Origin of the sequence: Paenibacillus lupini (genome assembly GCF_011761355.1) — a bacterium.
GTDB classification, from domain to species: Bacteria; Bacillota; Bacilli; order Paenibacillales; family Paenibacillaceae; genus Pristimantibacillus; species Pristimantibacillus lupini.
Genome location: NZ_JAASRW010000003.1, coordinates 650,494 through 663,453 on the forward strand (window position 1 = coordinate 650,494; position 12,960 = coordinate 663,453).

Below are 12,960 nucleotides of genomic sequence, written 5' to 3' on the forward strand. Positions count from 1 at the left end.
AAAAGGAGCAAAATCGGTGCACAAAGCGTTTTTTTCCAAGTCGTACATTACGGAAGGGGATCTTTAAGAATGAGAAAATGGTTTGTATCGACGATGATCACAGCTTTGTTCATTGTGTCTGCCTGTGGTGGCGGCAACAATAACAACACTAATGCAGCAACGAATGCTCCAGCAGCAACGGAAGAGGCAGCTAACAATGCAGGTAATGCAAGTGCTGCACCGGCTGAAGAAGAAATCGCAGCAGAAGACGGCGCAACGCTGACTGTATGGGATTCAAAGAACGAGCGCAGTTTTGTAGAAGAGATGGCGAAGGAATTTACAGCAAAATACAACATCCCAGTTAAGATCGAAGAAGTTGAGTCTCCGGATCAAGTGAAGAAGCTGACAACTGACGGTCCTGCCGGCATCGGCGCGGACGTTGTAACTTTCCCGCATGACAACCTTGGTCAAGCGGTAGCAGCGGGCCTTGTTCTTCCTAACGATTACTTCGAAGACGAGACAAAAACAGCTAACGCTGAAGCAGCTGTGAGTGCAGTAACGTCCGATGGTATCCTGTACGGCTACCCTCGCTCGGTAGAAACTTATGCTTTGTTCTATAACAAAGATCTGGTGCAAACACCACCGGCATCATTCGATGGTATCAAAACATTCGCAAAAACCTTCAATGATCCTGCAAGCAATAAATATGCGTTCATGTGGGAAACAGGCAACCTGTACTTCAACTACATCTGGTTCGCTTCGACTGGCGGTTATGTGTTTGGTGAGAACGGTACAAACCCTGCTGATATCGGCATGAACAATGATGGTGCAGTAGAAGGTCTGAAATACTTCCAATCCTTGAAAGAAATTCTGCCGATCAAATCCGGCGATGCTTCTGCTGATATTATCCAAGGTAAATTCGCAGACAAATCGGTTGCGATGACGATTACAGGTCCTTGGAAAGTAGCGGACTTCAAAAACCTTGGCATTAACTTTGGCGTAGCTCCAATCCCAACTATTAACGGTAAGCCGGCTGTATCGTTCTCCGGTGTTAAAGCTTGGTACGTCAACTCGTTCACGAAGTATCCGAATGCAGCTCGTCTGTTCGCAAACTTCATCTCTTCCAAAGAAGGCCAACTGAAAGACTACTCGCTGACTGGTGCTATTCCAGCGAACAACGAAGCGGTGGAAGATCCAACGTTTAAAGCGGATGAAATTTCCAGCGGCTTCGCAGCTCAATTCGTGAACTCACAAGCTATGCCTTCCATTCCAGAAATGGGCAGTGTATGGGATCCGATGGGTGCAGCGCTTGCTGACATCTGGAACGAGAGCAAAGATCCGAAGGCTGCTGCTGATAACGCAGTAACACAAGTACAAGAGGCAGTTAAAGGCGCGACTAAATAATCGGTTTTCTTGATAAAAAGAGATAGACGGCTCGCCCGCCGAAGCAACTACGCCTTCGGCGGGCGCAAGCTATGGAAAGGAGTGCACGGATATGAATCGCCGCCGCAATACTGCTGCTATACTGTCAGCTTTATCACTGGGGCTTGGCCAGCTGTACAACAGGCAATTGATTAAAGGTCTTCTGCTGCTTATTACTGAAGCAATAGCACTTTTCTATTTCATTCCGCGTTTGGCACAAGATATTTGGGGCATTTGGACGCTTGGGGATACACCATCCAAGATGATGAAGGTTGGGAAGCTTTATAAGACGGTCCAAGGAGATCATTCGATCTTCCTCATGATTAACGGCCTTATTACGATTTTGCTGCTTGCACTTTTTATTGTCATTTACATTACGAATATTCGCGATGCGTATCGTACGGGTGAGAAGACGGATCAAGGTGGAAAGGCTGCGACCTTCCGAGAATCCATCAGCTATGTATGGGACCGCAAGTTCCCGCATTTGCTGCTGACTATACCGGGACTCGGCGTATTATTCTTAACCATTATGCCGATTATCTTCATGATCCTGCTGTCTTTCACGAACTACTCATTGCCTCAACATATCCCGCCAGCTAAGTTGGTCGATTGGGTTGGTTTTAAGACGTTTAGTGATCTGCTGACGCTCAAGTCGTGGAGCAGAACATTCTTTGGCGTATTTACCTGGACGATTATCTGGGCCATACTGGCGACGGTAACCTGCTATTTTGGCGGACTGCTCGTAGCTCTCTTGATTGAACAGAAGGATGTTAAGTTTAAAAAGCTATGGCGGACGATCTTCATTCTGCCTTACGCCATTCCTCAGATGATCTCTCTGCTTGTCATGCGTAATCTGTTCAACGGCCAATTTGGTCCAATCAACCAATACCTATCTTACTTTGGTTTTGGCAAGCTGCCTTGGCTGACGGACCCGACTATGGCGAAGGTAACTGCGATTCTCGTTAATATGTGGGTCGGCATTCCCGTATCCATGGTCCTCATTCTTGGTGTCCTTACTGCGATTCCGAAAGATTTATATGAAGCGGCTGAAGTGGATGGCGCTTCAGGTTATCAGAAATTCCGTATCATAACGCTGCCGTTTGTTCTGTTTACGACAGCGCCGATTCTCATTACTCAATTCGCAGGTAACATCAATAACTTTAACCTGATCTTCCTGCTGACGAACGGCGAGCCGCTCAACGGCAAGTATCAATATGCGGGCAGTACAGATCTGCTTGTGACGTGGCTCTACAAACTGACGCTGAACAACAGCCAATTCAACATGGCTTCGGCGATCGGCATTATTATTTTCATCATTATCGCTACGTTCTCTATCATTAACTATCGCCGTACGAAGTCGTTCAAAGAGGAGGACATGATCCAATGAAGTCTAGAGGCAGATATATTCGTCTGGCGCTCAGCTATGTGGTGCTTGCCTGTCTGGCAATCTGCTGCATTTATCCTGCGCTTTGGGTGCTGCTGTCATCACTCCGTCCAGGCACTTCGCTGTACAGCGATTCGTTTATTCCGAAGTCCTTCACCTTATCACATTACACGGAACTGTTTCATTCCAAGGTGTTTCTCTATGGCAGATGGTATTTGAACACGCTGAAAATCGCGATCCTGTCGATGATCTTCTCGACGATCCTAGCGACGATTAGTATGTACGCACTGTCGCGCTTCCGGTTCAAGGGGCGGAAAACACTGCTGACAACGTTGCTCGTCCTTGGTATGTTCCCTGGCTTTATGAGCCTTGTACCGGTCTATATTTTCCTGCTTCAGCTTAACCTGCTTGATACACATACCGCGATTATCATCGTATACTCCGCAGGTTCTGTACTCGGTAACGGTTTTGTTATTAAAGGCTTCTTCGATACCATTCCACGCAGCCTTGATGAGTCGGCACGGATTGATGGAGCGAATCATTTGCAGATTTTTTACCGGATTATGCTGCCGCTTGCCCGACCGATTCTGATCTACGTGGCGCTGACGACTTTTGCCGGAGCATGGGTAGACTTTATTTTCGCCCGGCTGGTGCTGCGTTCCAAAGAGAATTGGACACTTGCTGTCGGCATGTGGGATCTGGTCAGCTCGTATCAGAACTCGAATTTTACGATGTTCGCCGCAGGTGCCGTGTTAATTGCGGTTCCGATCACGCTGCTGTTTGTCTTCCTGCAGAAATTCCTAGTTCAGGGGCTTACCGCAGGCGCTTCGAAAGGATAAGGATAACCGGAGTAAGAGCTTCATATTGAAGTAGTTACTGACCAGCCCTCTTAGAGGGCTGGTTTTTTAGTTTGAGGAGAACTCCCTAAAGATCGAACTGAGTGGGGGGAAGCCTCGGGAGGTTGGATTACATCCAATCTAAATTTAATTGAATGCAGAACATGTGGGCTATGTTGGATTCCCTCCAGTAACTAACGCCAACTTTGGCTTCTTCGCCTCCAATGAGCTGATTCTGCTGGATGATATCCAATGTAGCTTTTAGTTAGTAGGCCTGGCGCATCATTACGTTGTACAAAATACAGTTTGTGAGGGGAAGGGGACTTGGAGATGAGGTAGTGTGGACTAGTATAGACATGTGAGATTTATATAGATTGGTGAAATTCAATCAGTGTGCAGAGATTGAATAGTGAAAAAATGCGGTAAACTAATTATCTATGGCATAATAAAAACATTGATATATTTGGTTGATGGGAGGGGGAGATACGATGAATACAAAATCACTCAGGATTGCAACACTGGCTGTTCTGTTCATCAACCTGATTCTCATCTTTCTCGTGAATTTGTTTACGATTGAAATGGAGCCAGGCAAAGGCATCTCGGGCAATGGGAATCCCGCGATTATTTTGTGGTTTATTGAGTTACCGGCGTATCTGCTTCTATTAATAGGAATTGCTCTTATCGTACACCGTGAGCGATATCTGGAGCGCCGAAAAGGGATAGGGATTCCTCTCATGCTGCTCGCATTTTTGGCGGTATCGATCTTGCTTCAAATAGATAATGCCTCACGAATCAAGGAACAAATTGACGGCCAAATTAATGAATTCGGTTGGTTAAATCAGTATACAAATACGATCTATATTAACTTCTACTCATTTCTTAGCGGCATTCTGCTAATGCTGTTTATTCAATCGGTTATCACCCTGATACGAATCCGGTCAAAAGAACGGATTTGAATACTTACGATTCAAATCCGGTACGCCGACGGACTAACGCCTGTTACTTTTTTGAACACGTTGCAGAAGTAGCCTTGATCCTCGTAACCAACTAGCTGCGAAATACGAGCGATCTTTAGTGTCGTCGTCCGGAGCAGCTCCTTCGACCGTTCGATACGCACCCGCGTGACATAATCGTTGTAGCTGACGCCAACAATGTTCTTAAACCGCTTCGAGAAATAGTTGGGATGGATATAGTATTTTTCGCTGACCCATTGCAGGGACAGGTCTTCGTTGTAATGCTGCTGCACATACAGCTGTACACTTTCGATAATATCATCACAGGAGCGCTCGGCGCCGCTGTCGAGTACGCTGCTCAGCCGCTCAAGCTGCTGCTCGATAATCGCAATAATTTCGCGCCAGTCTGTAAAGCTTTCAAAGCTCGCGATTGGCGTACCGAGATTCCAGTTCGGCAGCTCGAAGGCCGTCTTGGCGGCATGTTTGCGGAGGATATGAATGATCTCGGTGTATAGATATTCCACGTGCTCATACCGTGCATCAGGCGACTCTGCGAGGGTATGGAACAGCTGGGCGGCATAATCGAGAAACTCGCGGTGCTGCCCAGCTTCCAGTAAGGCGGTTAAACCACGCTCCGCTTGGTTAAGCAGTGGAAATACCACCCCTGCGGGTGAATGGTTGACCGTATCCGTGTAGACGTTGCCGCCCCCGAATAGCAGCCGGTTCTGAAGCGCCTTTCTCGCCTCCATACAGGAGAGTCTAAGCAGTGTCAATTCTTCCTTCACACCACCGACACCAATGGATACGATAAGCCCGAGATGCTGGCGAATCCAGCTGACTGTCTGCGTTAACGTTTCTATAATGATACCGAGATCGAGAGTGCTCTTTCGAGAAGCGAGGAATACAACAATCTCCTCCGAGTGGTAAGCATGCTTGAACGCAATGACTTCAATCGGGAGCGCAGCGAGCGCATTCTCAATACTATTCTGGACAGCGAACCGGGCAAGCGGCTCCTCGTTCTCCTTAAAGCGGGAAGTCTCATTACGATAGACGATCCGTACGGATACTCCTGCGAAGGAGCAGCTTCGAACGAGCTCGAAGGGGAGTCCGTCGAGGTGAGAGTCCTGCTCCGAGATTAGATGCGTAAGCTGAAAATCGAGCGGCTGCAAATGGCTCTGGCGGATCATTTCGTCCAGTGCATTCAGCTTGGAAAGATCCGCTTCCTGCTGCCGCTCTGCCCGCAGTTCATCCACCAAGCCGATAAGCAGCACATGCAGCTTCTCTTTGTCGATTGGCTTCAGCAAGTAGTCTTTCACATGATACAGCAGTGCTTCGCGTACATATTCGAATTCATTGAAGCCGCTAATGATCACGAATTTCACATTCGGGAAGAGGATCCGGCCCTGGTTAATGAACTGGAGTCCATCCATACCGGGCATTCTCACATCCGTAAGGACGATATCTGGCTGGCAGTGGACCAGCTGAGACATCGCTTCAAACCCGTCGCCAGCTTCTCCGGCAAGCGTAAGGCCAAGCGTCTTCCAATCGATTTTGCGTATTAAACCTTCCCGCAGCAGCGGTTCGTCTTCCACAATAAGTACCTTCAACCGATTCATCCCCTCATGCAGTCCGCTTCGGCAGCTCGAAATAAATCTTTGTGCCTGCACCTGGCTGACTGTAGATTTCTACCCGCGGGTCGCTTTCATAGTACAATTGAATGCGTTTGAATACATTCGCTAATCCGATCATGGTTCTGGGCGATGATTGCCTGGACACGATATCGTTCGGATTGCTCAATTTGCGGTGAAAAAGCTCAATCATGGCAGGGTCCATACCAACCCCGTTATCCTCAATCATGAATTTCAAAGTAAATTCATCCACACTGCCAAGCGTGACACGAACTGTCTTTTTACCGACTTTTTGCTCCAAGCCATGAATGATGGCATTCTCGACCAAAGGCTGAATGAGAAACTTCGGAATAATGATGTCCTCAATGCCGGGTTCCACTTCAATCTCGTATGCGAACTGATTGGCAAACCTGATCTGGTAGATGGACAAATATTGATTAAGGTGCGTAATCTCTTCCTGGACCGTTGCAAGACTGCCGCCGTTTAAGTTGTAGCGGAGCATGCTTCCGAGCGCGATACAAATAAAAGAGACTCGCTCGTCCCCGTCAATCGATGAAATGCTGTCGATCGTGCTTAACGTATTGTAGAGGAAATGCGGATTTATCTGCGTTTGCAGCGCTTTAATCTCGGCTTCTTTCTTCAACAGCTCTGTCTCATACACTTTGGAGATCAGAGAGCTGATCTCAGCGGTCATCTTATTGAAGCTATGCTGGATGGTAGACAGCTCGTCTTTGCCTTTTACCTCGATCGTAGCCCCAAAATCACCCATTTCAACCTGCTTCATCTTTTTGTTCAGCTCTTTCAGCGGGCGGGTAACGCCTGCGGCAATCAGAGAAGCGAGCAGCATTGCGGTAAGAAAGCTGATCATGGCGATGAAGATGAGCGTATGTCGGAAGGAGTTCACTTTCTTCAGCACCTGATCGAGCGGAATGCTGCCGATCACGATCCAGTCGCCGGCATTTACCGGTTCGTAAAAGCCAATATAAGTTTTATTCTGGTTTTCGTAGCGGAAGTTAACGTAATCATTGGATTTTGTGGTCTGCTTGTAAGCTGCGAACAAAGGGCTTCCCGCAATGGACTTACCGATATCCTCTTTATTCTGCGTATAGATAATATGGCCGGAGCGGTCTGCGATGTAATACCTGCTGGCATCGCCCTTTTGCAGTCCAGGAAATATTTTATCCAGCACGCCGGGGTCGATATCAATCTTGATATAGCCGATTGGATGCTGGGCATTCATCGTAATGCGCTTGAGCAGCTGAATATAGCTGATTGATTTGACAGGCGTAACCGTTGTACTGATGGTCGTGTGCGAGACAGTCCAGAAGGGAAAGCCGTCCATCTGGAGCGCTTTATCAAACAGATTTGCCTGCTCCTCATCCAGAAGTGATTTGACGTTCCTATTGTAATAGTAGTAACTGGATATTTGCTGACTGTCCAAACCTAAACGGGTTATGGAAATAAACGAAATGAGAGGGTTTTGCAGCTTCTGAGAGGTAAGCCGGTTGCGATAATACTGTTCATTGTCGGTATTGGGAGGACCATCTAGAAACTTCTGCAGGGATGTATCGCTGAAATAGCTGTAGCCAATATTGGAGATCGTCTTGAAATGGAGATCGAGCGTATCGACTGACTGCGTGGTCATCTTTTCAAGACCCTGCAGCGTGGAAGCTTCGAGCTCGCGGCTCATCATGCGGTAATAGGAGTAGCCCATAATGAGCGCTGTAAGGCTGATGACGATGAAGAAGGAGAGAATCATTTTATTGCGGAACTGCATATTCAGGTTGAGGAATCGAGACCACATGGAGCAAGCAACCCCCTGCAATGAATTATCACCGCAATGGCCTCTTAAGGGCATCATGATGATTCATACTTCGAAAGCAACCTGCAATGAATTATCACTACAATGTCCTCTTAAAGGACATTGTAGTGATAATTCATACTTCGAAAGCACCCGCTTATGTAACCGCTAACTACGATTGTATTCGAGATCCTCGGCCGTTTTCCTTTTTAAAATGAATGCTTTCGATATCCTGATTCTAAAGTTGCTTAAAATATTCCTAATAGGAGGTTAAGATATTACATAGAAAGCGCTGTCATTTTAGAACTATACTGGATTTGTAAATGCGATATCCATTCGAGGAGGGCATTCAATTGAAGAACAAGCAGCGGTTTAGGACTTGGTCAAATTTGGCAATTGTTCTTGTCTTAATGCTAATGGCATCAGCTTGCAGTGGGGGTAATACCAACACGACAAACACTTCTGAACCGACGAATGAATCTTCCAGCACGAATGCAGCAAACAACGGGGCAGATAATGCGGAGGCAACGGCAGATAATACAGCCTCAAGCGGTGGTACCGTTGAAATTACAGTATGGGATCAGCCGAATCCGGACGACACGATGAAATCGATTAAAGAAGAGGTTTATGCAGATTTCGAAACCGCAAATCCAAACATTAAAGTAAAGCACGAATTGATGCCGCAAGGTACAAATGACCGTGAAGTATTCGTAACCGCGATGGCAGGCGGCAATGGCCCGGATGCTTACCATTCGGCTCACTTTCCAATCATTGCGGACTGGGTAGGCCAAGGTCTTGCGCTTGACCTGTCGCCTTACTGGGACAGCTATGCAGACAAAGACAAATTCATTCCTTCCTCAATGGAAGCAGGCACAATTGATGGCAAAGTATACGGCATTCCCCACGATATGTATGTAACAGGTCTGTTCTGGAACAAGAAGATGTTCGAAGAAGCAGGACTTGATCGTGATACGCCTCCAGCGAACTGGGATCAGCTGGTTGAATTCGGCAAAAAGCTGACGGATACAGGTAAGAAGCAATATGGAATTACGCTGCTTGGCATGGAATGGGCTGACTGGTGGTTTGAGTATTATGTATGGCAGGCAGGCGGCGATCTGACGCATGTCAATGCGGACGGTACGGTTCAATTGGCATTTACGGAAGAGCCTTCTGTGACCGCGCTGCAATTCTATAAAGATCTGAAATGGGTGCACAAAATTGTACAAAACAACGTTCTCCAAAGCTACCAGGATAACATGAATGATATTTTCCAGAGCCGCGCAGCGATGTCTAATGCAGCTTCCGGCGGGTTCGGCGATTATGTAGCACAAGGGATGGATTTGAACGACGTTGGTTTTGCACCATATCCGGTAGGTCCAGGCGGCAAAGGCCCAGGACAAATCGGCGGCTCTTACTGGATCATTAATCCGAAGACATCCAAAGAGAAGCAAGACGCAGCTTGGCAATACATCACCTACATTAACTCCAAAGAAGTGGCTGAGAAGTACCTTCAGTTCCAGCAAGACAATGGAATCTTCCCGAACCTGCTGTCTGTTCGCTCCGACGTCGATCCTTCTCAGTTTGCAAAAGACATTTCACCTGAGCTTGTAGAGGCCGTGAACAAAGCAGCTTCCGACACGCATCTGGAGTACTTCTTGAAGGAACGTCTCACTCCATATGTCGTTAAAGCGGTTCAAAAGGCGCTTACAGACGAGAAATCCGATCCGAAGCAGCTACTCCAGGAAGCGCAGGATGCAGCGCAAAAAGAAGTTATCGATGCGTATAACGCAGCTGTGAAGAAATAAGAGGGCTTGAAGGAAGGCGGAGTTGATTAACGGGCATAAAGACGCCGTGTGCTGCTCCGCCTGCTATTTGGAAAGGAGGCGTCACAACGTTGAAAGCAGCTATAGAAGGCCAGAAGCCTCAGGTGCAAGTGCGGGTTAAACCTCGGTTTAAGATCTCTTGGACAGCAGTCCTTTTCTTGACTCCTGCTATTGTATGTTTCCTGTTGTTCAAGTACTACCCGCTTCTTCAAGCCGTATATATGAGCTTCTTCGATTACAAGGTCATCAACCCGCCGGGCAATTTCGTCTGGCTGGATAACTATAAGTATTTAATCCATTCGACCGAGTTCTGGAATGCACTCCGAAATACATTTGTGTTCTTCTTTATCTATTTCATTCTCACGTTCTGGGTGCCAATTGTACAGGCGGTGCTCCTCAATGAGATCAAGTTCGCGAGCAAGACGCTGCGGTCCTTGTATCTGCTGCCAACGGCGGTTCCCGCAGTTGCCGGCTACCTGCTGTGGAAGTGGCTCTATAATCCGGATTACGGCTTATTGAACTACCTGCTTCATTTCATCGGACTTGGCCCGTATGGCTGGCTGAATGATCCTTCCATGGCCAAGTGGTCGATCGTGCTGCCAGGCGTATTTGCAACGGGAATGGGGATGCTGATCTACTATTCCGCGCTGCAGGGCATTCCGAGCGAGAACATCGAAGCGGCGAAAATCGACGGTGCCGGACCTTGGCGCCGGATGCGCTCCATCGTGTTCCCAAGCCTCAAATTCGTTATCGGCATACAATTTATTTCGTTTATTTGCGGCGTCTTCTTAACCTTCGACCCTATGTATATCATGACGGGCGGCGGCCCGGCCAGCAGCACAAAAACACTCTCCATGCTTGTTTTTAACAGCTCCTTTAAGGAGTTCCGCTTTGGGGTGGCAGGCTCGATCTCGTTTGTCATGTTTGTCATTATTGCAATCATTACTTATTTGCAAATCAAATTATCGAACAAGGATTAATCGCTCTGGAATTTTGCTAAGCAGGAAGGAGCATTTCATGGCTGGACGCGGACGTATTAAGGAGAAAGGTTCATTGTCGGTCAAAATCGTTTCTTATTCGGTTGCCATATTTTTTATCCTGGCTTCAATCGTGCCGCTGTTCTGGATGGTCAGCTCATCTATGAAAGACAACATCACCATCTACAAGTTTCCGCCGACATGGGTTCCGGAGGTGCCAAAGTCGGTCAGTGTAACGCTAAATTATGACGGTACGGATTTGAAGAAGGAAGATTACGAGCTTGATGCGATGGAAGCGATCTGGTTCACATGGAAACGAATGCAAAATGAAGCGGTTGGTGCGATGAAGGTTACCGGTGTTAAAGACGGCGTCGTGGTCTATAAAGCATCCATGCCTTCCTACAAGTTTACGGTGGGACGCTCCGAGATTGTCCCTACGATGGTCGCAACCCATGCCACGATGAAAAATAAGCTGCAGAAGATTCGAGACAACAAATATACGACCTTTGACTTCAAGGGCGAAGGCGGAAAGTACAGCGGCGAAATGGCGATTCCTGCAGAGCTGCCGGAACAGGCGGCTAATGCACTCAAATGGCTGTCCGAGTCCAAAGTGGTTAAGGGCAAGGTACAAACCATCGATGAAGTAAACGACTGGAAGCGTCTGTTCGATAACTACATCGTGCTGTGGGAAATGTCCGGCAGTTCGGACAGCAAGTCGAGTACCGCATCGTTCGGCTTCCCTCACTTCTTGCTCAACAGCGTCCTTGTCACTGGTGCAACGATTATCCTTCAGCTTATTATCGGAGGCACGGCGGGTTATGCGCTGGCGCATCTGCTGCGAAGCAGAACCAGCGGTTGGCTGACGCTTTTCTTCGTCGCAACAATTATGATTCCCGAGATTGCCATTCTCGTACCGCTTTATCTAACGATGGATAAGCTGCATCTGGTCAACACGCTTTGGGGGATTATTTTACCGCATACCGCTTGGGGGATTGTTATCTTCTTATTCAAAGGATTTTTTGAGCAGCTGCCAAACGAGCTTCTGCAGGCGGGCCGAATTGACGGGGCGAGTGAAATGAGGATCTTCTATCGTATTGTTGTGCCGATGTCAGCGCCGATCTTCACTGTTGTTGCCGTTATGACGTTTATCGCGGTATGGAACGAATTTCTATGGCCGCTTGTCATTGCGCGGACACAGAATGTATGGACCTTTACCGTTGCACTGAATGACTTCCAGCAGCGGCGAAGCTTAGGCTCCAACGTCATTATGTCAAGTCTCGTCATCGCTACAATACCACTTATGCTCATTATTACGTCCTGTCAGAAACTGATTGAGAAAGGTGTTTCTTTCACAGGGCTGAAAGGGTAGGGGATCGCTTGGAACGTAAAGTTGCTTTAGTAACAGGCTCCGGACGTGGGATAGGTACAGGGATTGCACATGAATTTGCTAAAGCAGGATATGATGTGTGCGTCAATTACAACAAAAGCGCCGAGCAGGCGGAGGAAGTCGTCCGGCAGCTGCTGACCTATGGCGTGAGGGCAGAAGCGGTTCAAGCGAACATCGCCGATCTGGATCAGATCGCTTCGCTGATTGAACAGGTGGAGAGCAGGTTTGGTGGGCTCGACGTGCTCGTGAACAACTCGGGTATTACGCGAATGCTGCCTTTCCTGGAGACCACACCCGAGCTATTTGAAGAGGTTATGCATACCGATCTGCGTGGTTTATATTTCTGTTCGCAGTATGCGGCGCGCCTGATGGTCAAACAGGGCAAACGTGGTGTCATTATTCATATTAGTTCGAATCATGCAGAAGGCAATTGGTCAAATTCAACGGTGTACGCAGCGGCGAAGGCTGGAGTGAACAAGCTGGCGAAAAATATGGCACTTGATCTCGCTCCGCACGGTATTCGGGTTGTTGGGATCGCTCCGGGCTACACGAGGAACAGCAGGACTGAAGGCAACGAACGCATCCAAAAGGCGATCGAGAATATTTCTTCCCGCATTCCTATGGGACGATTCTGCACGCCGGAAGAGGTTGGAGCAGCGGCAGTATTCCTCGCTTCAGACAACGCGGGTTATATTACGGGAACGACACTTTATATGGATGGCGGTGCTCTTCTCCCGGTATGGGCGGAGAAAGGATAGCGCACTAATCGG

Annotated in this window: 10 protein-coding genes; 8 read left to right on the top strand and 2 right to left on the bottom strand. The window is 47.9% G+C overall.

Annotation, left to right across the window (positions count from 1 at the left end):
- Positions 1–69 precede the first annotated feature (69 nt).
- The 4 genes from FHS17_RS12570 to FHS17_RS12585 all read left to right on the top strand — a co-directional run bounded on the left by FHS17_RS12570 (position 70) and on the right by FHS17_RS12585 (position 4,577).
- Entirely contained in the window at positions 70–1,383 is a 1,314-nt protein-coding gene (locus tag FHS17_RS12570) for a sugar ABC transporter substrate-binding protein (protein WP_167278734.1), read from the top strand.
- Between the two features lie 91 nt (positions 1,384–1,474).
- On the top strand, positions 1,475–2,788 hold the full coding sequence (locus FHS17_RS12575; RefSeq protein ID WP_167278735.1) for a carbohydrate ABC transporter permease: 1,314 nt from the start codon (positions 1,475–1,477) through the stop codon (positions 2,786–2,788).
- On the top strand, positions 2,785–3,624 hold the full coding sequence (locus FHS17_RS12580; protein ID WP_167278736.1) for a sugar ABC transporter permease: 840 nt from the start codon (positions 2,785–2,787) through the stop codon (positions 3,622–3,624). The genes FHS17_RS12575 and FHS17_RS12580 overlap by 4 nt, the downstream gene beginning before the upstream one ends.
- Before the next feature lie 485 nt (positions 3,625–4,109).
- A complete protein-coding gene (locus FHS17_RS12585) occupies positions 4,110–4,577 on the top strand; it encodes a hypothetical protein (RefSeq protein WP_167278737.1) in 468 nt (155 codons plus the stop codon).
- A gap of 11 nt (positions 4,578–4,588) precedes the next feature.
- On the opposite strand, the gene FHS17_RS12590 is transcribed toward FHS17_RS12585, so the two are convergent.
- Together FHS17_RS12590 and FHS17_RS12595 are read right to left on the bottom strand one after the other, a co-directional pair.
- Positions 4,589–6,181 (bottom strand): response regulator, encoded by a 1,593-nt coding sequence (locus tag FHS17_RS12590; RefSeq protein ID WP_167278738.1) that lies wholly within the window; start codon positions 6,179–6,181, stop codon positions 4,589–4,591.
- Positions 6,182–6,194: 13 nt separating this feature from the next.
- Positions 6,195–8,006 carry a cache domain-containing sensor histidine kinase gene (locus FHS17_RS12595; protein ID WP_167278739.1) on the bottom strand — a complete coding sequence of 604 codons (1,812 nt, stop codon included), beginning with the start codon at positions 8,004–8,006 and terminating at the stop codon, positions 6,195–6,197.
- Between the two features lie 350 nt (positions 8,007–8,356).
- On the opposite strand from FHS17_RS12595, the gene FHS17_RS12600 reads away from it, so the two are divergent.
- The 4 genes from FHS17_RS12600 to FHS17_RS12615 all read left to right on the top strand — a co-directional run bounded on the left by FHS17_RS12600 (position 8,357) and on the right by FHS17_RS12615 (position 12,948).
- Positions 8,357–9,808: an extracellular solute-binding protein gene (locus FHS17_RS12600; RefSeq protein WP_167278740.1), complete on the top strand. Its 1,452-nt coding sequence runs from the start codon at positions 8,357–8,359 to the stop codon at positions 9,806–9,808.
- A gap of 89 nt (positions 9,809–9,897) precedes the next feature.
- Positions 9,898–10,806, top strand: coding sequence for a carbohydrate ABC transporter permease (locus FHS17_RS12605; RefSeq protein WP_167278741.1), 909 nt, complete (start codon positions 9,898–9,900; stop codon positions 10,804–10,806).
- A 37-nt stretch (positions 10,807–10,843) separates the two neighbouring features.
- Positions 10,844–12,172: a carbohydrate ABC transporter permease gene (locus FHS17_RS12610; RefSeq protein ID WP_167278742.1), complete on the top strand. Its 1,329-nt coding sequence runs from the start codon at positions 10,844–10,846 to the stop codon at positions 12,170–12,172.
- Positions 12,173–12,180: 8 nt separating this feature from the next.
- Complete coding sequence (locus FHS17_RS12615; RefSeq protein WP_167278743.1) at positions 12,181–12,948, top strand: SDR family NAD(P)-dependent oxidoreductase; 768 nt, start codon at positions 12,181–12,183, stop codon at positions 12,946–12,948.
- Positions 12,949–12,960: the final 12 nt, after the last annotated feature.